The sequence below is a fragment of the Engelhardtia mirabilis genome, from assembly GCF_007748095.1.
Classification (GTDB): domain Bacteria; phylum Planctomycetota; class UBA1135; order UBA1135.
Map to the genome: position 1 here is coordinate 1,967,106 of NZ_CP036287.1, position 26,832 is coordinate 1,993,937.

Here is a 26,832-nt window from a genome sequence, read left to right on the forward strand (position 1 = left end):
CGGGTCCGGTCCAACCGGGATCCGGCGGCCTCGCGCATTCAGCGGACGGGGGCCTGGGGCCCGCCGATGCCGACGCTGAACCCGATCGAGGCGATCAGGTCCGAGTCGCCCTCGAAGCTGGTCTCGAAGTCCGAGCCGAAGCTGGCCACCAGGGCGTACCCCTCGGAGACCTGGAACTCGAGCACCGCCGCCCAGCGCTCGGTCTCGTCGTCGCCGCCGAGGTTCCGCAGCAGGTACTCGGTCGAGAGGTTGATGTCCTCGCGCACGCGCCAGATCGCGCGAGCACCCACGTCGAGGAACTCGTCGTTCCGATCGTCGATGCCGTCCCAGATGTAGCGGGCCACGCCAAGGAACGTGAGGGAGCTGGCAACCCGACCACCACCGCTGCCTTTCGTCGATGGGGTGTAGCCCGCCGTGAGCCAGCCGGCCGTCCGCGTGAACTCCCCGTCGCCCGCGTCCCCGTCCACGAAGTCGACCGCGCCCGCCGACGCGAGCTCGACGGTCCAGCCGTAGCGTTCCTTGTCGAGCTCCCTCAGAGCCGTGGCCGCTCGGTCGACTTCGGCCTCGGCGCGGGCCCGAGAGCCGGCGAGATCATCGGGATCGAGGCCATTGCCCCTTAGCTCCGTCACGATCTTCGCCTCAGCCACCTCCTTGTCGGCCAGGTCGCGGAGGCTCGAGGACAGATCTCGTTCGAGCGCGTCGAGTTGAGCCGTGAGTCTGGCGCGTTGCGCCCAGAGTTCCTCGCCGACGGTCGCGGCCCCCGCGATCTGCCGGGCAACTTGCTCCAGTTGCGCGCGCAAGTTGGCGAGGGGGTCGGACATGGAGGCGATGAGCGTGACGACCGCCTCCTTCTCCGCCCGGAGATCAGCCAAGTCCGAGGACAACAGCACGTCGACCTGTGCATCACGGAGCCCTTCAACCTGCTTCTCGAAGGCTCCGAACCCTTCAGACACCTGCTTGCATGGCGTCCCGTCCATGAGGAGCAGCCGCGTTCCTAGTCCCAGCCTGGTTCCCCGCTCGTTCGGCGCCGAAGCTCGCGCCGCGATCTCGGTCGTCGCGATCGAGATCGAGAAGGTCTGGATCGCTGTCTCCCAGGGGTCTCGCTCGTATCGCTCCTTGTAAGTCAGCTCCTTGTGATCGAACCACCAGTAGGGCGAGAACTCGAGCGCGAGGTCGGTCGGAACGTCGCGCGTGCCGGCGTCGAGGGACGAGACGATCGACGTGAAGAAGTCCCTCGGAGCGATCGGTCGGTCGATGTTGGTGGGCGCGACACCGAGCAGGGTGAAGGCCGGGGACGAGGGGACGCGGAAGGGCTCCAGGTCGATCGGCTTCTCATCCTGGACGGCCCGGACCGGCGCAGCGATGGACGTCGCAGCGATCAGGGTCACCACAAGGAGGCCGCACGAGCGGGCACGGATTCGGAACTGCATCGCGCTCAGCCCTTCAGGTTGAAGATCGCCCGGAAGAGCATCGAGTCACCATCGTTCTCGACCACTCCGGTGGAGACGAAGGTCTGGTCCTGGGCGCCGCCAGCCAGCTTGTAGGTGACCGTCAAGCGGTTGGTCTCGTCCCGCACGTCGGTGACGACCGACTTGACCCGGACCTTCTTGCCCTTCAGCGAGCCAGGCTTGCCGAGCTCCAGGTCGCCGATGTCGCCGCGGCACTTCTCGGCCGAGTTGAGACGCACCAGAGAGGTGCCGAACTGGCCGTTTCCAATGGTGACGGTCAGTAGAACGGGTTCGGCGCCGAGCTGATAGTCGGCCTCCAGAGCTGCCTCGCGCATGATTCTCCTCCGTATTCGGGGACGACGGGTACGAGTTGAAGAACGCAATCGAGCGGAGGCGCGGCGCTGTTTCTCGCCGAAATAATGATTCTCTGGCCCGCCGCCAGCGGTGCCAACGCACCACGGCGAAGCCGTTCGGAGCGGTCACCCTTGGTCCCAACCGGAGGGATCGAGGCAGCCCTGGGCCGGCCCGGGGTGATGGCGCGCATCGGAGCGGTCGAGTCCTACCGCTGCCGGGCGCTCTTCGGACCGGGTCGTTCCACCTGCGCCGGGAGTCCCAGGCTCTCGCACTCCTGCGGGAATCGCCAGATTCCCTGGGACAGCTCCGCGGCGTTGCGGTTCAGTCGCCTTGGATCGAACCGAGCCGACACCAGCCCCTGCCGAGCTCGCAGCCCGGCCCACCCCCGAAAGTCCATCCGGAATGAAGACAGTGACATCTCGAGCATCGATAGGTCGATCCGACCAGCCACGATTCGGCCTGCGGTCGGTCGGGAGCGGGCTTCTACTCGGACTCGCCGTCGCGACCGGCGCGGGCGCGTCGGCGCAGGAGTTGCTCGTCAACGGCAACGCCGAAGTCGCGTCCCTGGCCGCTTGGAGCGCGACGCCGGAGGTCAAGATCGTCGCGGCCCAGGTCCAGACCGCGGGTACGGTGACTCCCTTCGAGGGCGCCCTCTTCTTCACCTTCGCCGGGAAGGCCAGTGGGTCGGCGTCGATGGTCCAGGGCGGTACGACGGGCCTCTCCGCGGGTGCGCTGTTCGTGCTGCGCGGGCGCGTTCAAGTCGAGTTCGGAGACCTGGCCGAGGCGCGGGTGCGCTTCTTCCAGGGCGCTGCGCTGCTCGGCTCGGCGACCACCGGGCCGATGAACCCGGCCACCGGCCTGTGGGACACGTTCGAGCTGCCGGCCGTGGTCCCCCTCGGAAGCGATCGCTGGGAGGTCGAGCTGCGCGGCACGCTCGTGACGGGCACCTTCGTCAACGTGTTCTACGACCTGCTCTCGCTCTCCGCCTGCAACGCCAGTGTCGCGGCCGCCGAGGTCGTGCGCCTGGGCTCGCCGCCGAACCCGAGCGCGCTGCTCCCCGGCTTGACTTCGGCGCCCGTGCTCGGCGCGACGTGGGACCCGGTGATCTCGCATGCCTCGTTCGCGCCCAACGCGACGCTGGACCTGCTCTGCGTCACACCCGGACCGACCAATGTGTCGCTGCCCGGGCTCGGCACACTGCTCTGCAACACCGCACAGATCCTGATCCTCCAACCGGTGCCGGCCGGCCAGCCGTTCCAAGTGCCGGTACCGGCGAGTTGCGGTCTCGTGGGAGTCGGGCTGTACACGCAAGGGGCCTCGGTGGACGCGAACGGCGTCATCTCTTTGACCAACGCGCTCGACATCACGCTCGGGACGTTCTGATCGCGCCGCCCCGTGCCACCCCGGTGTCGTGGGGGGGGCACGGAGCGGGCGCTGTCGATCAGGGCAGGTACTCGACCTGCAACGCGTTGCTGAAGGCCACGAGCACCTCGGCCGAGTAGTTCAGCACGATCGCCTGGGCGTAGACCGTGGCCGGACCGATGCCACCCTGGAGCGGGCCGAGGGTGACCACACCATCGAGGTCGGTCAGGCCCAAGACAAGTACCTGCGGTGGGCTCGGTACCAGGTTCCCGCCGAACAGCGGCGTGGGGTTGGCAGCCGTGCCCACCGCGAGCCAGGCCAGGGTCGACGCGGGCGCGCCCGCCACAGTCAGCGTCGCCGTCCCGCCGGTCGCGAGCTGGTCGCCGCAGATGGTGAGGGTCAACTCACCGGGGCCGGCGAATCCGAGCGACGTCTGGCATGTGGCGATCTCGAAGGGTTCGCTGCTGTGGGCGAAGAACGGATCGCCAGGGAAGACGCGCACGACGGCGTTCTGGGTCGTCGGCCCGGTGACCGTCCAGTTGTACGAGCCCGTGTTGGGCGCCTGCAGGACGATGTCCTCCCACGGACCTCCGTCACGCGAGACCTGGATGGCCTGCGCGGTGGAGAACTGGGTGGGGACCCACTTGACGGTGTGGACCTGCCCCACGATCCAGGTCTCACCCAGGGCGGGGGCGGTGACGACGCCTGCCGGCGTACTCGTCTGGGCGAAGGTGGTGACGTCGATCTCGTCGCAGCAGTCGGTGACCTTCAAGCGGTAGGTCTTGGTCAGGTTCTGGTGCGGGGAGGTCGTGAGGGTCGAGTCGGTCGACAGGATCGGACCCAGGGCTCCGCCGAAGTCGGTCAGGATCTCGCGCCACTCGTAGAGCAGCGGTCCGCCCTCGGGATCCGCGCTGGCCGATCCGTCGAGGATCTTCGGATCGAACGGCGGAACCACGGCTTCGCCCGTGATCGAGGCCACCGGCGGCAGATTCTGACTGCAATCGCAGGGCAGTACCGTGGACGGTGCCAATGTCACGAGTCGCGTCGTGGACGCGAAGTTCTCACAGACCGTCTTGCGCTGCCAGGTGATGAAGACCGAGCCGTCGCCCAGGATCAGGGGCGTGCGCCCGGTGATGCACTGCCCAGAAATCGGGTTGAAGATGAACTTGATGGCGCCGCTGACCGGCGAGAAGCCGATCACCTTGTCGTCCCCGGTCCAGGTGTAGAGCGTGTCATCGGCCCCGGCTACCGGAACACTCCACTCGTCGAAGCCCGTCGGGAAGGGGATCGAGCTGACGAGCTGACCGGTGGGCGAAACGCGATAGAGCTTGTTCCAGAAGGCGACCACGTCCCCGTTGGCTAGCAGCACCGGCGAGGCCACGGCGTTGGCGACGGAGTAGATGCCGAAGGGGCCGCCGAAGGGCACGCTCCAGACCACCGCGCCGGTGTCGGCGTCGAAGGCCACGAGCAGCGCCTGGGTCGGCGCGACGGGCCCGCCCTTCGTGGCGCAGACGATGACCAGGTCACCGTGGATCAGGGGCGGACTGACCACGCGCTCGAAGGCGCCACCGGGTACCGACCACAGGATCGCGCCGCTGTTCGGGTCGATGCGTCGCAGGCGCTGGTCGCCGCCGGTCTGGTACAGCCTGCCGTCGGTCGACAGGGACATGGGCATGGCCGTGGGCTGGCCCGCCACCGTGGAGTTCCACAGCAGGTTGCCCGCCGGGTCGAGGGCGAAGCGCACCGAGCTCTCGAGCACCGGCGACTGGCTGGTGTAGACGTTGGACGAGCCGTAGATCGTGCCGTCGGGGGCGACGGTGACGGGGGCCCGCGGACCGCCGGGGGTGGGCAGGGTGAAGGTCCAGTCGAGGGTCCCGTCGGGCTGGTAGGCGCGCACGTAGCCCGGGGTGACCGTGTCGCCCAGGGATCCGCTGGCCACGTACAGGCGGCCATCGGGGCCGACCGTGGTGAACTTGCCGGCGTTCGGGACCGACCACAGCTGGGCACCCGACGCCGGATCGATGGCTCGCAGGATCGAGAAGGTGTTCAGGTAGACGGTGCCGTCTGCGCCGACCACCGGCTCACTGTCGAGCGCGGTGCCGCCGCCGATGGTGAGCTCCGGGTAGAGGACATCGGAGGTTTGGGAGGCGATCACCGGGCTGCGCCCGGTGCGTTGGTTGTCGTGCCGAACCGTCGGCCAGGGCGAGGTCTGGGCCAGGGCCGCGGAGGCGGCCAAGGGGATCAGCAAGGCGGAGGAGAGGGTCGCTCGAAGCATGGGATGAATGGGGTGGGGGTCAGCCGTGGTTCCCCAGCCGGGGCCACAGGTGCGTTGCGCCGGGGGCCCGTGCGCAAATGGCGTGCCCGCAGCAGCGGGGTGGACTGGGGACCGCAATCCCGTGCGGCGCTGCCTCGGCGGTCTGGATCGGGGACCCGGGTCCAGGACCTGGACCGGAAGTCGGCCCCGCAGGGTGGGTGGGAGGTCTCCCGCGCCGGGCGCCGCTGCCCCGGCTCAGGTCGGCAGGTCGCCCGGTTCCAGGCGCTCACCGGCCGCGAGGCGCGCGTGCACGTGCTCGAACACGCGCCGATCGAGCTCGCGCTGCTGGGGTGCGCGGCGCTCCAGCGAGCGCAGGGGCATGGCCACCCGTTGGTTGCCCTCGAGGGCCCCGGCGTTGCGGTCCAGGAAGGCCCAGTAGAGCCGCGTGACAGGGCAGTTCCGCTTGGGGTGGAAGGCGCAGTCACCGCAGTGGTCGCCCATGCGGTCGATGTAGGCCGCGCCTGACACGTAGGGCTTGGTGGTCATCAGCTCGCCCACCGCGAAGGTGCCCATGCCCAGCACGTTGGGCTCGACGACCCAATCGTAGGCGTCGTCGTAGGCGACCCAGAACCAGTCGGTCAGCTCGCGGGGCGAGATGCCCAGCAGGGTGCCCAGGTTCGCGAGCACCATCAGGCGCGTGATGTGGTGGCCGCTGCCCGTGCTCCAAACGGTCGCGACCTCGTGGTCCAAGCAGCGCAGGCCCGACTCGCTACCCCAGAAGGCGGGCGGGAGCTCGGCCGTGGTGTCGAGGGCGGAGGGCGCTGCGCCGCCGTCGAGGCCCTCGACCGCTTCGGACGACTCCCAGGCGCGGCCGGACCAGCGCGACCAACCGCCGTCGCCGGGGGACCGGGCGATCGCTCCATCCATGCCGGTCGAGGTCCGCAGGCCGTCGGTGGCCTCGTGCACCTGGTGCACGAACTCGCGCCAGCCCAGCACCTGGCGAATGAAGCCCTCGGCGCTCTGCAGCGGCAGGTCCATGTCCAGCACGTCGTCCACCACCTCGCGCGGCAGCAGTCGATGCAGGTGCAGGAGCGGAGCGATGCGGGTGTGGAACAGGTTGTTCGCCCGGGTCGACATGGCGTCCTGGAACGGGCCGAAGTGCTCCAGGCACTCGCGGCGCGCCCAGGTCCACAGGGCGCGGGCGTCGTCGCGCGTGGCCGGCAGGGTGTCGGCGTCGATCTCGCCCGGGTGGTGGGCGAACTCGCGCTCGACGAGCTCGAGCACCTCGCGCGTGACCGCGTCGGGCTGGAAGGTTGGAAGCGCGGGGGCGGGGGGCGCGCCGCTCCAGGTGCCGCGGTTGTCGGCGTCGAAGCTGTACTTGCCACCGACCGGCTTGCCGCGCTCGTCCATCAACACGCCGGTGCGCTGGCGGACCTCGCGGTAGAAGCGATCCATGCGCCACGGTGCGCCGCGTGGATGGGCGCGTTCCAGGTCGGCAGGCTCGGTCAGCCAGCCCTCGTGTGGCCGGAGCTCCAGCGCCCCGGTGTCCACCAGCGGCTGCAGGTCCGCGCGCAGCTCGCGCTCGGCGGGCCGCATGCAGACCAGCGGCCCCAGCTCCCGCGCCAGGGGGGCCAGGGCCGCGCGGTAGGGGCCCCGGGCCACCACGTGCCGGACAGCCACACCACGTTCGGCCTGCTCCAGAGCGAAGTGCCGCTGGTTGGCCAGGACCAGGGCCAGCTTGCGGCGGTGGTAGGGCCTCCGCGCCGCCTTCCAGGGACTCTCGACCAGGACGATGCCTGCGCGCTCGGGGCCCAGGGACGCCAGCGGGCCGATGCGATCGGTCAGTTGGTCGTAGGGGACGAAGACCCAGGTCCGACCCTCGGGGTCGGCGGAGCGGTCGTCGAGGGCCTCGCGGAACGCTCCCATGGGGGAGGCCTAGGTCAGGGGGATGACGCTTTCGAGGCCTGTGGGAGGGGTTGGCGCCCCCGCCAGCGACTTTTTTGGCCTTAAGGGAGTTTCGGGTCGTGAGATTGGCTGTAGCGTTGCGCCCCTCGGGCCAGGGCCAGGCCGAGACCGCGACAGCGCTCGGCCGGCAACCCCCGGGGCTCCCGACCCCCTCCCCTCCCCTGACACCTGATGCGCTCCATCAAGCTCCTTCCCCTTGCAGCGCTCCCGCTGCTCGGCTGCGCTGCCCCGGCCCAGCTCAATGCCTCCGCACCGGCCGGCGTCGCCCTGCCCGACCCCGTGGCCGAGCCCCAGCCGTTCACCTCTTCGGCCCCCTTCGCGGCGGCTCCCCTGGCTGCCACTGACGACGGCCTGTTCTCGGCGCGCTGGGCCGACAACCCCTGGAACGGCCGGCTGACCGACCCGGTGACCCAACCCTATTGGTTCGAGTCGCCCCTGCACCACACCAGCGTGCGGCCCGTGATCATCCGCCACTGGTTCCCGAGCGACTCGGTCTTCAAGGGCGGCACCCTCGACGTGCTCGCGCTCCAGGCGCGCCTGGCGATCACCCAGCGCTTCTCGGTCATCGCGACCAAGGACGGCTACTTCAACCTCGAGCCCGACGAACCCGCCCTCGAGGGCGACGGCTACGCGGACATCGCCGGCGGCGCCAAATACGCCTTCATCGACGACCCGAGTGCGGGCTACCTGCTCACCGGCGGCCTGGTGTTCGAGTTGAGCCAGGGCACGCGCGAAGTCTTCCAAGGCAACGGCGACGGCGTGCTGCGGCCCTTCGTCAGCGGCGCCTGGGACCGGGAAGAGCTGGACCTGCTCTACACGCTCGGGCTGAACTACCCGCTCGACGACGACGCCGAGAGCACCTCCTTCGACTTCCACCTGAACGCGACCTACGCCGCCACCGAGAACCTGCGGCCGATGATCGAGTTCAACGGGATCCACTACATCTCCGACGGCTCGGCCGCACCCTTCGACTTCGAGGGCGTCGACGTGGTCAACCTCGGGTCGAACGATGTGGCGGGCAACACGATCGTCACCGGCGCCATCGGCGGTCGCTGGCTGATTGGCGACAACGCCTCGATCGGCCTGGCCTACGAGTTGGCCCTATCGGGACGCCAGGACATCTTCGACGACCGGGTCATGCTCGATCTGATTCTGAAACTCTGACCTCTTCGAGGTCGAGCCGCGCGCAGCTCCGTGATCGCGCGCGGCCAATCGAACCCTCCGTCCGCAGTCGTCGTGTGGCGGAGGTAACCGAGGGACGGTGGGCCCCGTCGCGGCAACGCGGCGGGGCCTCTTCCTTGTCCGACGCGAGCGCGCCCGTTCAGGCCGTCTCGGACGGTTCGAGCTCGGGCCGCTCGATGGTGGGCTCGAAGCGCGCCAGGCGGCTCGCCATCACGTCGATCGCCTCGGGCCGCGAATCGACCAGCAGGCAGCGCCGATCGTGCAGGGCCGCCGCCTCGCCGGTGGTGCCGCTGCCCGCGAAGAAGTCGAGCACCAGGTCACCGGGACGCGAGTGGACCTTGACGATGCGCTCGAGTACGCCCAGGGGCTTCTGGGTCGCGTAGCCCGTGCGCTCCTTGCCGGTCGGGCTGACGATCGTGTGCCACCACACGTCGGTGGGCGTCTTGCCCCGCGCGGTCTTCTCCGGCCCGACCAGGGTGGGGGCCATGTACGGAATGCGGTCGACGGCCTCGAAGTCGAAGGTGTGGCGCTTGGGATCGCGCGTGTACCACAGGATCGAATCGTGCTTGGGCGACCAGCGCCGCTTCGAGCGCGCGCCGTAGTCGTAGGCCCAGATGATCTCGTTCTGGAAGCAGTTGCGCCCGAAGACCTCGTCCAGGGCCACCTTGCAGTAGTGGGACTCGCGGTAGTCCACGTGCAGGAAGAAGCTGCCGGCGGCGGTCAAAAGGCGCCAGGCGTGTTCGAGCCGCGGGCGCAGGAAGGCCTGGTAGTCGTCGAACTGGTCCTCGTAGCCAGAGCGGCCGAGTTCGGTGGTGCGGTAGCGATGCCCGCCGAAGCCGGTGCGATCGCCGTGCTCGTCGCGGACGGTCTTCATCCGCCGGCGCACCTGCTTCTTGCCCGTGTTGAAGGGCGGGTCGATGTAGATCAACTCCGCCATCGCGTCCGGCAGGGTGGCCAGGAAGGCGAGGTTCTCGGCTTGGACGATGCGGAGGTCGGTTCCCATGGAGCGCTGCTCAGGTTAGCGGGCAGGGCAGAGGCGTTCGTACGGTGCCAGGCACAAAACCGCCGCCTACGGGGGCCCGCAGCCGCCGACGGCCGCTGCGGGCCCCCCCCGTAGGCGGCGGTCTTGTGCCTGGCACCGTACGAACGCCTCTGCCCTCAGTCGGACTGCAGGCCGACCCAGCGCGCGATGCGCTCGGCGAGCTCGTCCTGCACGGCTTCCGGCGTGCGTCCCATGCGTTTGGGCAGCTCGAAGGAATGGTCGCCGCCCTCGATCACCTCCAGGGTCACCGGCCCCGGGATCGATGGCAGGTGCTCGCGCAAGAGCTCCAGCCCCGCGAGAGGGTCGCGGTCCCCTTGCAGGAACAGGCAGGGCACGGCCAACTCGCCGAAGTGGTCCACGCGCAGCTTGTCGGGCTTGCGCGGCGGGTGCAGGGGATAGCCCAGGAACGCGCAGCCCAGGCACTCCTCGCCGGCCGCGGCCAAGAGGCTCGACGCACGCCCGCCCATGGATTTGCCCGCGAGCACGACCGCTCGGTCTGGAAAGCGCTCGCGCAGGAATGCCAGCACCTGCCCATGTGCCACCAGCAGCTTGGCCATCGGGTTCGGCGGAAAGCGGCGCCCTTCGCGATGCATGCGCGTCGCATAGGGATAGTCGAAGCGCAGGGTCGGCAGGCCGCGCGAGGCCAGGCCGACCGCGACGCGCTCCATGAACGGCGCGTCGTGGGGCAGGCCGGCACCGTGGGCCAGCAGCACCACGGGTCCGCCCGCATCGTCCTCGACGTCGAGCGCGGCCCGCACCTCGCCGGGCGGGTCCTGTTCGACCCGGATCGTCAGTTCCTCGCGCGCCATGGGCTCAATGTCCCAGCTCGCCGGCGGTCCACATGGCCCGTCGCCCGGCGTGCTCGGCGCGCAGCGCGCGGACCTGCTCCGGCGACACCGCCGAGGCCCGGTTGCCCCAGGCGGAGCGCACGTAGGTCAACACGTCGGCCACCTGCTCATCGTCGAGCAGCGCGCCGAGGGGCGCCATCGAGCCGCTGAACTTGACCTTGTCCACCTCGATCGGACCGGACAGCCCGTGCAGCACGATGCGGATCGGCACGTCGGGTTCGCCCATGGCCCAACTGGACCCGGCCAGGTGCGGGTAGGCGCCGGGGATGCCGCGACCGTTCTCCTGGTGGCACGCGGCGCACTTGGCCTGGAACACGACCTGCCCGGACTGGATGCGCTCGATCGACGGGCGCGAGGACTCGGCTGCGAGGGCGGCAATCAAGCTCTCGTCCGCGGCGCCGGGGGCCTGGGCCACCTCCCGCGCCAACTGGAGCCAGCGACCGAAGGACGGCTCCATGCGCTCCTCGAGGGTCGCACCGTCGAGCAACCGCGCCAGGCGCGGTGCGGTGGCGCGGGCGGTCTGCGCGTCCCACTCGGCGACCGGCACCGCCGCGAGCGCGATCGCGGCCGCGAGCTTGAGATCCTCGGCGTCGCCCTCGATCCAAGCGGAGACCTCACCCAGGTCCAGGCGCTCCGGCGCCACCGCGGCGAGGGCCTCGACCGCCTTCGCGCGCACTCCGCGGTCGCCGCGCAGATCGACCAGGTAGGAGCCCATCTCGCCCGGTGAAGGCATGTTCTCCTCGCGCCAGACGATCCCGTCGGCGGCGTCGTAGAGGGTCAGCGAGAACCCGTCGAGGCGCTTGTGGTAGGGCTCCTCGGTGCGGTTCCAGACGCGGATCTCGTCCACCGGCGTGGGCTCGCCCAGGTCGATCTCGATCCACGGATCGGTCTCCTGGGCCGTATGCGCCATGATCCCGCCGCCGCCGAAGCTGCCCGACTTCACGCCGTCGACGGCGACCTCGGGCGGACCGGACCAGTCGGTGGACGAGCTGGTCGCGGGCTTGCCCAGGGCGACGTTCATCCCCCCGTCGAGGACCTCGATCTCCGACAGGTTGATGATCTTGTCGTCGCCGGGTACCAACAGGCGCAGGCGCACGGGCAGGAAGTCGTCGGTGGGTGCCGCGTCCGCCGCTTCGACCTCGGCCAAGAGCGTCGCAACCGCCGGGCCCCAGCGCGAGAGGTCCTCGAACTCGGCCTGGGCCGCCACGGCATCCAGGAGATCGCCACGCCGCGTCGCCGACGCGCCGGCGGCGGCCAAGAGGCCCGAAGGGTCCGCGCCGCCGGTCACTCGCGTGCGCCAACCGATGCGCCGTACCTCGGGTTGGGGGTGGGTCAACAGGGCGTCGATGGCGCCCGCGGCCTCGGCCAGGGTCGAGGCGTCAGCTTCGACCAGGAGCGGCACCAGCGCTTCGAGGGCCGCTACGTCTTCGGGGCTCTTCGCATCGGCCAAGAGCGCCGCGACCTCCGCAGCCTCGTTCACGGATCCGCCCGCGGCCAGGGCGCGCAGGACGTCACGGCGCAGCTCTAGGGGCGCTTGGGGGGCGCGCAGCAGGGCCCGGTTCACCGCATCGCTCGGCGGCAGGGCGCGCAGGGTCTCGATCGAGATGCGGTCCAGGAGCCAGGCCACGCCGGCCACGGGGGCGTCGAGCGCCATGCCCGCCGCGAGCTTGGCCACGGCCCCCGAAGCCAGGGGCGCCACGGCCTCGTTCCACACGTAGACCAGCTCGGGGTAGGCCTCGAACTCGCGGCCGAAGACCTGCAGGGCGGCCTCGGCTGCCTCGGGCGAGCCCCCGTGGAAACTCAGGGACAGCACCGCCTCGAGCCGCACCCGCGGCGACTCGTCCGCGGCGCGCGCCGCGAGCAAGGCGATCGGATTGGCGACTTGGGGCAGGGAATAGCGCAGCAGGTGCGTGGCGCCGGCGCGTACGCGCTCGTCACTCGCCTCCAGACAGCGCTCGAGCAGGTCGGCGTCGACTGCGTGGGCACCCTGCAGCACCCACAGGGCCTCGAGCCACAGGCGCTCGCGCTCGGGACCCGCGGACAGCCCGTTGGCCCACTGGAGCGCGGCGGCGGCGACCTCCTCGCGATCGCGCGCGCGCAGCTCGCGGCGCGTCCGATACCGGGCGCGGTCCTCGGGCAGCTTCAGGTTCTCGAGCAGCTCGGCGACCGACGCACCCGCGATCGGCGGCGGCTCGACCAGGTCGCGGCCCTCGTAGGTCACGCGCCAGATGCGCCCGTGGCTCTTGTCGCGCCGCTCGTCGAACAGCGAGTACTGCATGTGGCCGATCAGCGGGTTGAACCAATCGACGATGTAGAGCGCGCCGTCCGGACCGAAGCGCAGGTCCACCGGCCGGAAGTTCGGGTCCGACGAGGACAAGAGGTCGGGCAGCTCCTGCGAACCCCAGCCGGCGCCCTCGCGGAAGATGCGGTGGCGCTTGATGCCGCGGAAGCCGATCGTGTTGTCGATCAGCAGGTCCCCTTGGATGTCGTCGGGGAAGTGCCGCGAGGCGACGATCTCGGCGCCGGCGGTGGGGCGCACGCGGCTGGTGAAGGGCGCGATGCGGCGGTGGGTCCGCGGCCAGGCCAGGTTGCCGGAGATCTGCGTCCCGAAGACGTTGTCGCCGCCCGAGGCGTCGGCGATGAAGTGGTCGCCGAAGCGGTCGTGAACCTGACCCCAGGGGTTGGCGAAGGGGTAGCGCACCAGGGCGTCGACGCGCCGCGAGTCGGGCTCGTAGCGGATGATGCCGGCGTCCTTGAGGCGCGTGGTGCCGAAGGGCGTCTCGATCTGGGTGTGGTGGAAGGTGCCCTCGGCCATCAACAGGCCGCCGCCCGGATCCCAGGCGAAGGCCGAGAGGGCGTGGTGGGTGTCGGTGGTCGCGAAGCCGGTGAGCTGCAGCTCGCGGGTGTCGGCCACCCCGTCGCCGTCGGTGTCGCGCACGAGTAGGAGGTCCGGCTGGCTGGCCACGAACAGGCCACCCTCGCCCAGCTCGAGGCCCGTGGGCAGGTTGAGCCCGCGCACGAACACGGTCGAGCGATCCGCCACGCCATCGCGGTCGGTGTCCTCGAGCACCAGCACGTGGTCGTCGGGCACGTCCCCCGGATCGACCATCGGGTAGCTGGGCATGCAGGCCACGAACAGGCGTCCGTCGCCATCGAAGCACAGGGAGACCGGGTTCTCGAGCTCGGGGAACTCGCGCTCGGATGCGAACAGCTCGATGCGGTAGCCCTCGGTCAGGGTGAACGCGGCCAGGGCCACGTCCGGGTCGGAGGAGGTCAAGTCGACCTCCCCGCCGTTGTTGGGCTCCTGGAGCGCGGCCGCGGGGGCGGCGAGCAGGATCAGTGCGTGGGCGAGCTTCAACGGACACCTCCGACGGCGTTCCAGATGTCTTCGTCGGCGGCGACGAGGCGTTCGGCCAGGGCCGCGAAGCGTGGTGGGAAGTCGTCCACGCCGAAGGGCTTCACGCGGCGGCCGTGGACGTACTCCGAGTTGCCGGTGCGAAAGCGGGCGAACCACAGGTGGTCCTTGGCGCGGGCCAGGGTGGCGAGTTCGTCGAGGTCGGCGCCTTCGGCTTCGGCGACACCGAGGGCCTGCGCGATCACCTCGGCGCAGAGCCGATAGCCCGCGGCGTCAGGGTGGATGCCGTCGCTGGTCAGCGGACCCTCACCGGCGTCGATCGCCGCCCGGGTCGGGGCGTAGAGGTCGACGAACAGCAGGTCGCGCTCGCGCGCGACGCGCGCCATGACCTCCGTGTAGCGCGCGACGTCCCCGTCGTGTGCGCTGCCGTCGGGCATCGGGAAGCCCAGGCTCTCGTGGGCGACGGGCGAGACCAGCACCACCTGGGGCTTCGACTCACCGCCGTTGAAGGAGCGCCTGTCGAGCTCGTCCAGGAAGTGGTGCAGGTCGGCCTCGAAGTCGGCGAGCCCCGCCTCGCCGGCGAAGGACTCGCTCATCCCGAAGCAGGCCAGGATCGTGTCGGCGCCGACCTCTGTCAGCCAATCTTCGCGCGTCGGCACGCCGAAGGGTCGCGTCTGGGGCTCGAAGTCGTCGCCGCTCCAACCGCGCACGATCGAGCCGCCCCCGAGCCCGGGGTACTCCAGATCCGCGAAGCGCGTGACCTCGTCACCCTCCCAGCCCAGGTTGCGCAAGCCGACGTTCATCTCCGCCAGCCCGGCCTGCAGCCTGGCTTCGATCTGCCCGTCGAAGCGCGTGCGATCGGCGAAGCCCCCGCCGACCAGGGCGATCACGTCACCCTGCGCCAGCTCGAAGGACGCCGACGAGCCCCGTCGCGGCGCATGGGGGAACAGGCCCTTGCGGTAGACCTGGCCGAAGCCCGAATTGCTCGGGTCGTAGTCCGGCGCTTCGACGGGCACGCCGTCCTCGCCGATCAGGTCCTCGCGCTCCAGGGCCCACAGCATCCCCTGCACCGCCAGTCGACGCATGTTCTCGTCGCGGAAGTCGTAGGGGTGCCCGAGGGTCGTGAAGAACACCCGCGCGTAGCCGCCGGGGAAGCGGTGCGACTTGGTCCAGGCCACCGGGTTGACCTTTGGGAAGCGCTCGAACTCCGCCTCGTGGCTGCTGCGCAGGGCCTCGCCGAACAGCAGGGGCTCCGCGCTGATCGGCAGGGTGTCGCCGCCCCCTTGCACGTGGTACAGCCACGAGAAGGCCTGGAACGGCTCGACCCCGCGCAGGATCGAGCGCTGCTCGGCCCCGGGCGCGATGGTCACGTCCGTCAGCGGCTCGTCGCCGTCGTCGAAGTGCCCGTGGTGGGTGATCCACTTCTGGCCGAAGACCCGCTGGGGCCAGATCTCGTTCATGGCCGCCGCCCGCGGATGGTCGTCCGGATAGCGGAAGGCGTGGGTCGAGGTGCGCAAGCCCACCAGCGGCTTGCCGGAGTCGACGAAGGCCAGGATGCGGTCCAGCTCCTCGTCCGGCAATTGCCGGAAGCGCGTGAACAGCACCATCAGGTCCGCGTCCTCGAGGGCCTCGAGCCCGTCGATGTGATCCAGTCGGTTCGGGTCGATCTCACCCTCTTCGGAGAGGGCGTAGCAGACCGTCGTGCGGAAGCCGAACTCGCGCTCCAGGATCGAGGCCAGCATCGGCATCGACTCCTCCGAGCGGTACTCCTCGTCTCCGGTGACGAAGACCACGTGGGGCGGGACGCTGTGCTGCTCGGGGGCTGACCCCGCTTCGGACTCGGGGGTAGGGGAGGGGGCGGACCCGCCGCAGGCGGCGAGGAACACGAGGGGCACCGTGGGAAGTCGCATCACTGGGGCGCCACCCTAGTGTCTCGGGCTGCGGACGGGAGGGGGCCTGGCCGCTCCGCGGCGCGCCGGCGGGCCCCGTGGGACCGGGGGGGTCCCGCGCGGGGGAAGGAGTGTGTCCCGCCGGCGGTCGGGGCTGGGGGGCGCCGCGAGCCATGGTCGAGGCACTCTCCGGCGGCGCCCGCGGAGCGCTCCCGAGCCATGACCCACACCTTCTGCGTCTACCCCTGGATCCACAGCCACGTCGGGCCCAGCGGCCTGGTGAGCCTGTGCTGCTTCGCCAGCGCCGAGCCGCGGCCGGAGCTGGTCGACGAACGGGGCCGACGGCCGAACCTCCAGGACGTGGCCTTCGGGGAGGTCTGGAACTCCGACGCCATGCGCGAGATCCGCCGCAAGCTGCTCGCCGGCGAGCGGGTCCGCGAGTGCTCGCACTGCTACCACAAGGAGGCGGTGGGGGGCTCGAGCCCGCGCAAGCAGGCCAACGGCGAGTGGCTGGTGCAGCACCCCCGGGCCGCCGAGCTGCGCGCGCGCATCGAGCGCGCCGAGGCGCGCGGCCACCGGGTGGAGGAGGGCCTCACCTACCTCGACGTCCGCCCGGGCAACGCTTGCAACCTGGGTTGCCGCATGTGCGGCGGGATGGCGTCGAGCTTCCTTGCCAAGGACGCGGTGCACGCGACCTGGGAGCTGCACGGGGGCGCGCCGGTGGACGAGCTCCGGGTGGTCGCGACGCGCAGGGACGGCGGACGCTTCGCCAGTGGCAAGCCCTGGCACCGCCACGAGGCCGAGCTGATCGAAGAGCTGCTGGGGCGCCCCGAGAACCTCGACAAGGTCTACCTGGCGGGCGGCGAGCCGCTCTTCAACGGGACCGTGGCGGCGATCGTCGAGCACCTGGTCGACTGCGGGGCGGCGCGCCACGTGGACCTGAGCTTCTCGACCAACCTGACGGTCTGGAACGAGGAGCTGATCGGCTCCCTCGAGGCCTTCCGCTCCGTGGTGTTCCTGGCCTCGATCGACGCCGAGGGCGCCACCTACGAGTACCTGCGCTACCCCGCCGGGTGGGACACCGTCGTCGACCACGTCGAGCGCCTGCGCGCCCTGCCCTTCGTGCACCTCGAGCTCACGCCGACGGTGCAGAACGCGAACGCCCTCGACCTCGCCCGCCTGCTGCGCTTCGCGGAGCTGATCGACGTGCCCTACAGCCTGGCCACCCTCTACGAGCCCACGCATCTCTCGGTCCACGCCATGCCGGCCGCCGCCCGCGAGGAGGCCGCGACGCGCCTGGAGTGGTTCATGGCCCGCTCGCGCCTGGCCGAGCACTACGAGTACCTGGTGGACTCCGCCAAGGTCCTGCTGGCCGACATGCGCCAGCCGTCGCCCGCGCCCTACCGCGAGCTGATGCGCACCTTCAACCTCTTCACCAACGACCTCGACGCCGACCGCGGCCAGAGCCTCGCCGCCTCCTGCCCCGAGCTGTGGCAGTACATCCGCGAGGACCCGGACTACACCTGGACCGACGAGCGGGTCTACGCCCCGCGCGCGCAGGGCGCGGAGCCCGCCGCCTGAGGCCCGCGAGCGCGGGGAGCTGCCGCGCAGCCCTCCGCCGACTCATGGGGCGGACCCCGCGCTATGCTGCGCCGGCGACGAGTCGTCGCGTGGGCCCTTAGCTCAGTCGGTTAGAGCAGGCGACTCATAATCGCTTGGTCCAGGGTTCGAGTCCCTGAGGGCCCACCACCCGATCGCCCGCGGGATCTGAAATGTAGGGCCTCACCTCCCCCGCGTGGGGCACTGTCGCGACGCCAACATCGCTTCGGCGATCGAACGGACGGCGTCCTCCTCCGGTTGTGGAGTCAAAGCGGTCCGTTCGGAATCGAAGCGGTCAAGAGTCCTCGGGGGGCTCGGGCTCAATCGGCCGGGCATAGACTCGAGCCGCACTAGTTCCGGAGCGAGCCGTCATGCGACGAGCCAGGTCCGTTAGGGCGAGTGTGCAGACGCTGTTGGCCACCTGGGCCACGGGCCCTAGGCCCATGGCGTTCAGGGCGAATCCCATGAACAGGCCAGTCGTGGCGCCGAGGGCCCTGGACACGTAGCGCTTGCGCGCGAACCCCAAGATGCCGACGTTGGTGCTTTGGTCTTCGTAGGCGACCTCGCACAGCTTGCGGCCGTAAAGCTGCAGCGCTTCCGCGAAGTCGCACGCCGCGGCTTCGGTGGGGGAGACCATCCAGGCTCTCAACGCCTCGACGTAAGTCAGTGCTTCGGCGCTGGCACGAAGGAGCTCCAGATCGATCGAGGTCAGCCTCTCCAGCGCCTTGGTCGACGGCAGGGCGACTTCGCCCAAGAGCGTGCCACCCTCCACACCGGATGCGTCGTCGCGGGGGCCTTGGGTCGCTGCGGCGCAGTCGTACTCGAGGTTGACCGATGCACACTGACACCGAATTCGACTAGCGAAGTTCTGGTCGTAGACCTCGGTGACGATTCGGAAGAACAGATTGAGATCCCGCTTGGCGACGGGATCGTCGACGCCATCGATCAAGCTGGAGACTTCGATGAACTCGCCGCTCAGGTCGCGAATGCCGAGGGACTCCCGGGCTTCTCGGAGCAGATCGCTGACCCGAAGGCCCCGGTGACCATCTTGTCGGGTTCGCTCGGCTGCCCGGTCCAGCCAGTTGGTGCGCCAATCGGCTCGGCGGTCCCAGAAGTCCAGCAGCGCCCTCCCGGTCTGCTGGGGCCCGAGGTAGTCCGACCATAGGGGAAGGGGGCGAGTGATTCGATCAGCGAGGCGCAATTGGAAGGTCTCTCCGAACGCGCGCGTGTCGACATCAACCGCAATGCTCCAAGGTGCTCTCCTCACCACACTCAGCGAGTCCAAGCGGGCTCCTACAGCCGCCGACTCAGGGTGGCCGGCGGCAAAGCGAGATAGACCCTCACCGATATCCCTGAGGGAACGCTCGTCGCGAGTGCGAACGACCACCCATCCGTTTCTCAGTCCGCGCTCCAGCCAACTGGTCCCCGGACCGGCATTGAGGTGCCTCAGGAAATAGGGGTGGGCGAGCAGACCACCGTCAGCAATGTGCAGTTCGGGCAGCAAGAGCAGCGAGATACCCAGCGCGCCGGTCCAATCCGCGTAGGTGATGTGGAATCGCGAGGTCGGCTGGGACGCGGCGAAGTAGGTGCCGATCGGAACTCCCGACTCTCCATCGCTGTTCTTCATGCGGTCGCGCCCCTCAAATTGGGCGCGACCTGATACGCCGTACCTCGCTGGGCATTCTGGGGGCGGACGACCTAGCGCAACAGTGGCATCTGAGGCCGTCCAAGCGCCCAGGACGCGAGCACACCTTTTCGCAAGTTGCGCGGGGGGGCTCCGATTGGGGACGCCCCCCCCGCGCTCGGTCGCTCTAGTGTCCTGGATCAGAAATTCGGCGTCACTGCCCGGAGGTCCGATCGATGCTGGCTAGGCGCGCGGACGACGCGTATCCGCTGCGATACTCGGATGAGGCGCTGGCGACGCCAGCGGCGATCGGAGCCCGGGAAGTGACGCCGAATTTCTGATCCAGGACACTAGCTCGATTTGGACCTCAGCCCCGCCGCGGCTTCGTCACCACCAGCGACGGGATGGTCGGGATGGGCGGGTAGCGCAGGGACATGCGGAAGACGCGGAAGTCGTCCAGGTTCCAGTCCAGGCGCTGGCAGACCTTGCCGAGCATCTCGGTCCAGCGGGGGACCTCGTTGCCGCCGAGTTGGTCGCGGCCGGGGCCGAGCTCCTCGAGGCGCGGCGGGACCGGGAGCAGGTAGGGGCTCTGCTTGTAGCTGCCGCCGCCGACGCCGATCTCCATGCGGCTCGTCACCTCCACCCGGGGCGGCAGCTCCCACGGCACGTCCTTGTGGATCAGAAGATCCATGGTGGCGAGCTCGGTGGGGGTGTTGAGCGGGATGTTGTAGGCGACCGAGGGCTCGTCGTCGTTGCCGTAGACCGACTGCTCGCGGCGCACGAACCAGGCGAAGGCACACGAGAACGCGGCGGTGTTGCCGACCTCGCCCTCGGCCAGCTCGTAGACGGTGCCCAGGGGCACCTCCACGGCGCGGATCTCCGGTAGGGGGTCGGTGCAGTGGTCGAGCAGGAAGGCCGGGCCGTCGCGCCCCTCGAGCGAGCGCTCGATCGGCTTGGCCACGTCGTCCTTGCGTCGGCCCTCGCCGTCGTAGCGCACGTTGAACGACAGAGGCCACTTGGCGTCACCGCGCAGGCGGCGGAAGTCGCACAGCCCGCCGATCGACGCGTAGTCGATCACCGTCGGGTCTTCGGCGCACGGCGCCACGAATTGGGCGCCGAAGCGCACCCGCGCCTGGACGCCCCAGGTGGAGCTGTTGCCCTGGAAGGACAACTTGCGGTTGGCCTCCTGCAGCGGACTCTCGGCGCCGCCGGGGAAGCTGCTGCCGACCATCAGCTCGAGGGTGCCGCGGTCGCCCGCGTGCAGCTCGACCATCGTGTCGAAGGCGTCGCAGGCCTCGCGCGCGGCGCGCAGGGCGTCGGTGCTGGCACCGGCGCGCTCCATGGCCTCCAGGAAGATCTTCAACCCCGCACGACCTGGAACGTGGGGGAGGGCCTCGGCGGCGTCTGGTGTGGACACGATCTTGGCCGCTTTCCAGGCCAAGTTCTTGTTCACACCCAGCTGGCGCGCGAGGCGGCGAGGAACACTGGGGTCGGCCTCGACCGAATCGAGCAGCTCGGTCAACGCATTGCGCAGACCGTGCATGGCTTGTTCCAGATGGCGCTGGAAACTCGACGATTGGCGCGGGGGGGCGGCCTGTAGAGTTTTGTCAAACATGGGCAGATGACCGGGGCAAGAGTTACCCGGGTCGGGCGAGCCTAGGCGAATCCCCCCGTGGCGAGAACCACGGGTTGGCGCGTCTGGGCTGAGTGGGGTCTGAGGGCCCTGGGGAAGGGTCCGAGGGGGAGGCGGCCTTGCCCGCCCCCCACCCGAGCCCGCGCCCCGAAGGGCACCCCTCGGCCGGCTTCAGAGGGACGGATAACGTCCCGGGAAGCGGTTCTGAACGTCGGCGACCAGACGATCCCGCGTGCGGTGCGACTCCCCTTCGGAAAGCAACAACCAGGGCACGATGGCCTCCTCGACCTGGCTGTCAGTCAGCTGGTTGGGCTGCCAGCCAACCGCGCGCCAGAAGGGGTCGTTGCCCTCGTCGCGGCGCTCGAAGAGCGACTCGAGGGCGGCTTGGAAGGCCGGATCGCTGGCACCGCCCAGGCGCACGATCTGGTTCACGCAGGCGTGGGCCGAGTAGTCCGGCTGCTGTTCGAGCGCGGGCAGCAACTCGAGTCCCGCTCTGATTGCGTCGTCGCCGCCGGCGCGCAGGCGCAGGGCCGCGATCTGCAGCTCGCCCACCTCGCGCGGATCGAGGGCAGCCGAAAGGCTGGCGGCGTCGCGCGGACTCAGCATGTCTACCGCGCGGCGGAACGACGTCTCGTCGTTCGCCAGCAGTTGCATGTACTCGACACGCTCGTGCTCCTCGACGTACAGCACGTGACCGCTGAGCTGGGAGCGGAAGTCCTGGGTCAGCTCTTTCTGGTCCGTGGATTCACGGGACTCCAACTCGCCGAGCTGCGCCACGAGCGACTCCGCGTTGGCGCGCCAATCGCGGTGCAGCAAGAGCGAGGCCGCCCGCGCCCGCGCCAGGGGCGCGACCTCGGGGTCGGCGATCAGCACCTGGAGCTCGGGCTCGATCGCCAGCGAGGGCTCGGTGGCCCAGGCTTGCATGAGGCGGATCGAGTCGATCTGGTCGGATTCGCCGACGATGCGATCGCCATTGCCGCCCTGGGCTTCGACCAGGCCCACCAACAGCTCGGGCGTGGCGAAGCGTCCCAGATCGTCGAGGGCGACGAACAGCACGCGGCCGTTACCTTCCGAACCGGTGACGAGGCCCAGGGCGCTCGCGATCAGGTTCGTCGGCGTCCACGGCGCGAAGTCCGCGGGGGAGATCTCCGCGTCGATCACCGCCCGGTTGAGCAGGGCCGCCAAAGCCATATCCAGGTGCCGATCGGCTCGCTCGTCGGCCATGAATTCCAGCAGCCTCTCGACGCTCTCGGGCCCGCCTGCGAGCCATTCGTCGATCAAGACTCGAGCGCGATGCTGATCTCGGTCGGTCAGGGCCTTGGCGAGCTGCTCGAGCAGCTCGCCGTCGCGCTCAACCGTCGCAATTGTTTCTCTCACGGCGGGGCGACGGCTGCTGGTCTCCAGGGGAGCCAGTTGGTGGTTCACCTCAGGGCTGGCCAGCGGGTGCTGGGGCTGGCTCTCGCCCGCGTGACCGGTGCTCACAGCAGCGGGGCCGAACAACACCGCTGCCACGGCGCCCACGAAGATCGACGCGAGCAGTCGCGAGCGCCGATCGATCTCATGTTGCTTTCGGATCATGGGGCTCATCAGTTCGAACCTCCGATCAGGCCGTCGCACTCGATCTCGCTGAAGGTCTCGAAGGAGTCCGGCGAGACATCCTGGTCACCGTCCTTGACGCAGTAGGGCGTGAACGGCTGTCCGGCGCAGTAGTAACTCTGGAACTGGTAGAAATCGACTCCGGAGGTCAGACGCCTGAAGCCGTCTTTGGGGGCACGACCCATGTGTGTCGGCTTGATCTTGATCTTCGAGGGGCACTTGGGCTCGCTGTGAACCACGTCGTTACCGTCCGCGTCCTGACCGATCACGCTGTCGACCAGGCTCGCGTCGGCGCAGGCGTCGGGGCCGACCCAGACGACCGCTGCGGGCTGCGACGCGGCGCCCTCATTGGGGCAAGCGCTGCCGGGCTCTTCCTGATAGCCGCCGGAGGGGGCCGTTGCGTTCTGGCTGTGACCGGTGGGGGACGTCGCCGAGAAGAGAGCGAGCGCGCTGAGGGCTGCGATCGCGTGGGAGGAACGGAATCGAATCATCGAAGGATGGAGGTTGGGCTCGAAGGCTGAGGGGGACACCTTTCGGGGAGCACCCCGTTCCAACGAGGCAGCTCCTTCACCGCGTCCGAATGGACGCAGTGACTTCGAGCGACGACCGGGTACGGCCTCCCGGCGGCGCCCTGGTCCCTACCCGTCGCGGCGGATGGCCCCGCCCGTACGACGCGAAGTGACCAACTCCTCCAACTGCTGGTCTGTCAGACGCTCGCGCTTCAGGAACAGCGTCGCCAGTGCTTGGATGGCCAAGACGGCGCCGCATCCGGAGGCGAGCCAGGCGCCCGGCGCGACGTATCCCGCGAGGCCTTCGAGCCACCACGGGCGTGTTGCGAAGGCCGCAACGACGAGGCCGCAGAGCACGTCCACCAGCGCTTGGATCCGGTGCGCGTGGTGGGTGCCGAGGACGATCCGGAGACCGATCGGCAGGACCAGGAAGGCCGCGATCAGCGCACCCAATCCGCTCTCCCAGCCGGTGTACGGTCCGCTCTCCGAACGGATCCAGACCATGCCGAGGGAGGCGATGCCGACGGCGCAGACGGCCACGGCCAGCCAGGACTGGCGCACGGCCAACTCGTTGGCCGCGGCGCGCGCGGCCAGCACTCGGGCGGGCTCCCGGCGCGCCTCGGTGACAGGGCGGTTCAGTCGGCGGATGGCGCTGAGTGTGTCGCCGATACTGCTGGTGCGGCTCTCAGGATTCGGATCCAGGGCGCGCAGGATCGGCTCGTCGAGCTCTTCGTCGACACCCGCGGTCGATGACGGGGGCGAGAAGTTCCCGACCGAGAGGCTCCCGGTCAGCATCTCGTAGACCACCGCGCCGAAGGCGTAGACGTCCGCGCGGGTGTCGACGGTGGCGCCGATCTTCATCAGCTCGGGCGCGATGTAGACGCGCGAGCCGAGGGTCTGGTTGGTCTGGGTCAGGGACTCGAGGTCCGGATCGAGCACCTTGGCGATGCCGAAGTCGGCGACCTTGACGTGACCTTCGTCGTCGATCAGCACGTTCTCGGGCTTGATGTCCCGGTGCACGACATTGCGCTGGTGGGCGTGTTGCAGAGCCGCGCCGAGCTGCGAGGCGATGTCCAGCACCTCGGTCTGGGTCAACTGTCCTTCGCGCAGGAGCTCCCGCAGGTTGGTGCCGTTGACGTACTCCAGCACCATCCAGGCGAGCTCATCGTCCTGCCCGAAGTCGAACACCGTGAGGATGTTGTCGTGCTGGAGCTTGGCCATGGTCCGCGCCTCGGCCTCGAAGCGCTGACGCCATTCGGAGGCACGCGACGGGTCGGAGGGGGGCAGCAGGACCTTGATCGCCACCGGGCGGTCGAACTTCTTCTCCGTGGCCAGGTAGACGGCTCCCATGCCGCCCACTCCGAGCAGTTCCTTGATCTCGAACCCGGGGAGCCGCTTGGCCAGGCGCTGGCCGTAGTCCTCGAGGTCGACGACCGGCCGACGCTCGAGGGCCGTCGTGAGGACACGAATGGCCCCCGCTGCGGACGCGCGTCCGACTTGCTTGGGGGGGGTCATGGTCGCGAGCATGGGAGAAGTCCTGTCTCGACCTCCCAGGAACGCAGTTTCCCGCGCCCGTTACGGTCGGGAGCCGGGATTTCGCAATTCGCCGCCCAGGTTCTCCCGGCGGAGGCAGCGAGCGCCGCTATGGCGGGGGAGCTGCCCTTCCGGCGGCGATTCCCCAGGGATCCGCAAGCGCCAGTTGGCGGGGCCTTGGGTCCCGATTCGCGGTCGATCCGGCCTTGTCGGCAGCGGCCGCGGGGGCGTCGACCCCGCCGATGGGCGCATCGGAACCAGGGGGGGCCGGGTCCGCTCTGGCTGGCTCGGTCCAGCGGCGGGCCGCGCCGGGACGCCCTGCGAATCGGCCCGCCCGACGGGCGGCCGGCTCAGCGGCCCTTGGGCCCTTCCAGGGCCTGGATCAGCTCGCGCAGCTCCTCGTCCTCGTCCAAACCGGACCCCAGGGTCGCCCGAGCTTGGGTGCGGAGCTGGTTGGCGAAGCGTTCTCGCAGGCGGTGGCGGGCGACCCGCATCGCCACGGGGGTCATCTCGAACTCGGCGGGATCGACGCCGGCGGCCCGGTCTCCGGTTTCGAGCTCCGATGACAGGGCGTCGAAGAGCCGCCGCTTGCCCGCGCGGATGTATTCGGTCTGGAGCGCGTCCCGGGCGCGATTGATGACCTCGAGCGCCCACTCCTTGCGGTAGAGCGCCTCGGCATCGAGCCCGTCCTCGGGCTCCAGGCGGTAGCGAGCTTCCGCGCTGTCCAGGTCGAGGGATTGCGGCACGAATCCGCCGCCGCGCTTGATGCTGGTCGCGCGCCGGTATTCGTCGCGCAGGTAGTTCTCCAGAGACGTCAGCAGCCAGGAGCGGAAGCGGCCGTTCGCCTGGTCGAGGCGCGAGATACCGCTGCGGCTCAGCAGGGTCGCGAACAGCCCCTGGACCGCGTCAGCGGCGTCGTCCATCGACTTGCCGCGGCGCCGCAGGTAGGCGTACAGCGGATACCAATAGATCTCGATCAGCGTGCCGAGCGCCGCTCTGCCGTCGTCGGAGCCCGAGTCTCCGGCTTGGCGGACCAGGTCCCAGTGGGTGGTGTGGAAGTTGCTGTCGAGCTGCACCGCTGCGTTCTCCTCCCCGGGCGGAGCGCCCTCGGGGATCGCATCAAAGACTACCCCGCCCGGAGCCGATCGGGTGCGCCAGGGTCGCGCCTGCCTTGAACCTCGGACGCCGACGACCGCACTCGTCCCGGACCACCGCGGTTCCACCTGCGCTCGGCCCTTGACCCCGGGGACACGATTGCGATCCTGAACCGGTGCAGATCCAGCTCGACGGCAATCCGGACTTCGGTCGCGCGTCCCTGGTCCTGGGCTCGCACGAGGTGGTTCGGACCGAGTCCGGTGCGATGAGCTTCGCCGATCCTGGTCTCGACCTGCGGGTCGTGGTCCCCGGCGGACTGCTGGGGGGCCTCGCCCGTCGGCTACTGGGGGGCGAGAGCTTCTTCCTGGGCGAATACCAGGGGCCCCGCGGCGGGCGACTCGGCATCGCCCCGAGCCTGCCCGGCGAGGTCATCCACCGGACCCTGCGCGGTGAGACCCTGCGCCTCACTGCCGGCTCGTTCCTGGCCTGCTCCGAGGGGATCGCCACGCGCACCCGCTTCGGCGGCTTGCGCAGCCTCTTCTCCGGTGAGGGAGCCTTCCTGATCGAGGTCAGCGGCGAGGGCGAGCTGCTGTTCAACGCCTATGGCGCGATCGTCGAGCGCGAGCTGGACGGCGAGCTGATCGTCGACACGGGGCACCTGGTGGCCTTCGAGGAGTCGATCGAATACGAGATCTCCGGCTTCGGCGGGCTCAAGAGCACCCTGTTCTCGGGCGAGGGGCTGACCATGCGAATGCGCGGCCGTGGTCGCGTGTGGTTGCAGACGCGGACGGTGCGCGGCACGGCCGGTTGGGTCACGCCGTATCTGCGGGGCTGAGCGCTGACACGTGGAACCCATGAAGATCACCATCGACAGCGTGGGAGCGTTCGGATCGGCGTTGGTGGCGCTCGAGGGCGACGAGCGCTTCGTCAGTGAGTCGGGCGCCCTGTACCGCTCGAGCGTGAACGTCGACGTCGACGTGACCACCCGCACGCGTGGCCGGGGCGGGCTCCTCGGTGGACTGGGACGGCTCTTGGCCGGCAACAGCTTCTTCCTGTCGACCTACACCCTGACCGATGGCGGCGCGGGCGAAGTGGCCCTGGCGCCGACGCTCGAGGGCGAGGTGCGGCGGATCGACTTGAACGGGGACCGCTGGACCTGCGCCGGTGCGAGCTTCCTCGGTGCCGGCAGTGAGGTCGGCCTCGAGACGCGCTTCCAGGGTCTGCGCGGCATGGTCAGCGGCGAGGGCCTGTTCCTGGTCGAGGCCCATGGCACGGGCCCCCTCCTGGTCAGCGCCTTCGGTTCGATCCACGAGCTCGAGGTCGAGGACGAGTTGGTCGTCGACACCGGTCACCTGGTCGCCTTCGAAGAGGGCCTCGATTACACGATCGACCGCGCCGGTGGTTCGTGGATCCAGTCCTTCCTCGGCGGCGAGGGCTTCGTCCTGCGCCTGCGCGGTCGCGGCCGAGTCCTGCTCCAATCCCACGATCCCGGTCGTTTCGGCGCCCTGATCGGCAAACTGCTCCCGCCGCGCAGGCAATAGCCC

At 69.8% G+C, this 26,832-nt stretch carries 19 protein-coding genes and 1 tRNA gene; 6 read left to right on the top strand and 14 right to left on the bottom strand.

All coding sequences use genetic code 11. From position 1 onward, the window contains the following. Nucleotides 1–38: 38 nt before the first annotated feature. Both Pla133_RS07125 and Pla133_RS07130 read right to left on the bottom strand, forming a co-directional pair. Nucleotides 39–1,430, bottom strand: a complete 1,392-nt coding sequence (locus Pla133_RS07125) for a hypothetical protein (RefSeq protein WP_145064198.1) — start codon at nucleotides 1,428–1,430, stop codon at nucleotides 39–41. A 5-nt stretch (nucleotides 1,431–1,435) separates the two neighbouring features. Further along, on the bottom strand, nucleotides 1,436–1,783 hold the full coding sequence (locus tag Pla133_RS07130; RefSeq protein WP_145064201.1) for a hypothetical protein: 348 nt from the start codon (nucleotides 1,781–1,783) through the stop codon (nucleotides 1,436–1,438). A gap of 430 nt (nucleotides 1,784–2,213) precedes the next feature. On the opposite strand from Pla133_RS07130, the gene Pla133_RS07135 reads away from it, so the two are divergent. After that, nucleotides 2,214–3,185: a hypothetical protein gene (locus Pla133_RS07135; protein ID WP_145064204.1), complete on the top strand. Its 972-nt coding sequence runs from the start codon at nucleotides 2,214–2,216 to the stop codon at nucleotides 3,183–3,185. A gap of 58 nt (nucleotides 3,186–3,243) precedes the next feature. Here Pla133_RS07135 and Pla133_RS07140 read toward each other — a convergent pair whose 3' ends face one another. Together Pla133_RS07140 and Pla133_RS07145 are read right to left on the bottom strand one after the other, a co-directional pair. Then, nucleotides 3,244–5,439, bottom strand: coding sequence for a PQQ-binding-like beta-propeller repeat protein (locus Pla133_RS07140; RefSeq protein ID WP_145064207.1), 2,196 nt, complete (start codon nucleotides 5,437–5,439; stop codon nucleotides 3,244–3,246). A gap of 234 nt (nucleotides 5,440–5,673) precedes the next feature. Next, nucleotides 5,674–7,344: a cryptochrome/photolyase family protein gene (locus Pla133_RS07145; RefSeq protein ID WP_145064209.1), complete on the bottom strand. Its 1,671-nt coding sequence runs from the start codon at nucleotides 7,342–7,344 to the stop codon at nucleotides 5,674–5,676. Between the two features lie 210 nt (nucleotides 7,345–7,554). Here Pla133_RS07145 and Pla133_RS07150 point away from each other — a divergent pair, with 210 nt between their 5' ends. Then, a complete protein-coding gene (locus tag Pla133_RS07150; protein WP_145064214.1) occupies nucleotides 7,555–8,547 on the top strand; it encodes a hypothetical protein in 993 nt (330 codons plus the stop codon). Between the two features lie 157 nt (nucleotides 8,548–8,704). Here the strand turns inward: Pla133_RS07150 and Pla133_RS07155 are convergent, their stop codons facing one another. The 4 genes from Pla133_RS07155 to Pla133_RS07170 form a co-directional block, all read right to left on the bottom strand. Continuing rightward, nucleotides 8,705–9,568, bottom strand: coding sequence for a DNA-methyltransferase (locus tag Pla133_RS07155; RefSeq protein WP_145064219.1), 864 nt, complete (start codon nucleotides 9,566–9,568; stop codon nucleotides 8,705–8,707). Between the two features lie 155 nt (nucleotides 9,569–9,723). Beyond that, nucleotides 9,724–10,416, bottom strand: coding sequence for an alpha/beta family hydrolase (locus Pla133_RS07160; RefSeq protein ID WP_145064223.1), 693 nt, complete (start codon nucleotides 10,414–10,416; stop codon nucleotides 9,724–9,726). A 4-nt stretch (nucleotides 10,417–10,420) separates the two neighbouring features. After that, entirely contained in the window at nucleotides 10,421–13,813 is a 3,393-nt protein-coding gene (locus tag Pla133_RS07165) for a PVC-type heme-binding CxxCH protein (protein ID WP_145064228.1), read from the bottom strand. Further along, nucleotides 13,810–15,720: a GDSL-type esterase/lipase family protein gene (locus tag Pla133_RS07170; protein WP_145064231.1), complete on the bottom strand. Its 1,911-nt coding sequence runs from the start codon at nucleotides 15,718–15,720 to the stop codon at nucleotides 13,810–13,812. Before Pla133_RS07170 ends, Pla133_RS07165 begins: the two co-directional genes overlap by 4 nt. 198 nt (nucleotides 15,721–15,918) lie before the next feature. On the opposite strand from Pla133_RS07170, the gene Pla133_RS07175 reads away from it, so the two are divergent. Next, nucleotides 15,919–17,280 (top strand): twitch domain-containing radical SAM protein, encoded by a 1,362-nt coding sequence (locus Pla133_RS07175; RefSeq protein ID WP_145064234.1) that lies wholly within the window; start codon nucleotides 15,919–15,921, stop codon nucleotides 17,278–17,280. A gap of 91 nt (nucleotides 17,281–17,371) precedes the next feature. Next, nucleotides 17,372–17,448 (top strand) — tRNA-Ile (locus tag Pla133_RS07180). A 145-nt stretch (nucleotides 17,449–17,593) separates the two neighbouring features. Here the strand turns inward: Pla133_RS07180 and Pla133_RS07185 are convergent. The 6 genes from Pla133_RS07185 to Pla133_RS07210 form a co-directional block, all read right to left on the bottom strand. Further along, nucleotides 17,594–18,925, bottom strand: coding sequence for a hypothetical protein (locus Pla133_RS07185; RefSeq protein WP_145064238.1), 1,332 nt, complete (start codon nucleotides 18,923–18,925; stop codon nucleotides 17,594–17,596). A gap of 364 nt (nucleotides 18,926–19,289) precedes the next feature. Continuing rightward, nucleotides 19,290–20,465, bottom strand: a complete 1,176-nt coding sequence (locus Pla133_RS07190) for a hypothetical protein (protein WP_145064242.1) — start codon at nucleotides 20,463–20,465, stop codon at nucleotides 19,290–19,292. Nucleotides 20,466–20,726: 261 nt separating this feature from the next. Beyond that, nucleotides 20,727–22,133 carry a hypothetical protein gene (locus Pla133_RS07195; RefSeq protein ID WP_145064247.1) on the bottom strand — a complete coding sequence of 469 codons (1,407 nt, stop codon included), beginning with the start codon at nucleotides 22,131–22,133 and terminating at the stop codon, nucleotides 20,727–20,729. Between the two features lie 8 nt (nucleotides 22,134–22,141). Then, nucleotides 22,142–22,642: a hypothetical protein gene (locus Pla133_RS07200; protein ID WP_145064250.1), complete on the bottom strand. Its 501-nt coding sequence runs from the start codon at nucleotides 22,640–22,642 to the stop codon at nucleotides 22,142–22,144. Nucleotides 22,643–22,789: 147 nt separating this feature from the next. Continuing rightward, nucleotides 22,790–24,175 (bottom strand): serine/threonine-protein kinase, encoded by a 1,386-nt coding sequence (locus tag Pla133_RS07205; protein ID WP_419192206.1) that lies wholly within the window; start codon nucleotides 24,173–24,175, stop codon nucleotides 22,790–22,792. 368 nt (nucleotides 24,176–24,543) lie between these two features. After that, nucleotides 24,544–25,269, bottom strand: a complete 726-nt coding sequence (locus Pla133_RS07210; protein WP_145064252.1) for an RNA polymerase sigma factor — start codon at nucleotides 25,267–25,269, stop codon at nucleotides 24,544–24,546. A 194-nt stretch (nucleotides 25,270–25,463) separates the two neighbouring features. Here Pla133_RS07210 and Pla133_RS07215 point away from each other — a divergent pair, with 194 nt between their 5' ends. Both Pla133_RS07215 and Pla133_RS07220 read left to right on the top strand, forming a co-directional pair. Further along, complete coding sequence (locus Pla133_RS07215; protein WP_145064253.1) at nucleotides 25,464–26,123, top strand: TIGR00266 family protein; 660 nt, start codon at nucleotides 25,464–25,466, stop codon at nucleotides 26,121–26,123. A gap of 19 nt (nucleotides 26,124–26,142) precedes the next feature. Beyond that, on the top strand, nucleotides 26,143–26,829 hold the full coding sequence (locus Pla133_RS07220; RefSeq protein ID WP_145064254.1) for a TIGR00266 family protein: 687 nt from the start codon (nucleotides 26,143–26,145) through the stop codon (nucleotides 26,827–26,829). Nucleotides 26,830–26,832: the final 3 nt, after the last annotated feature.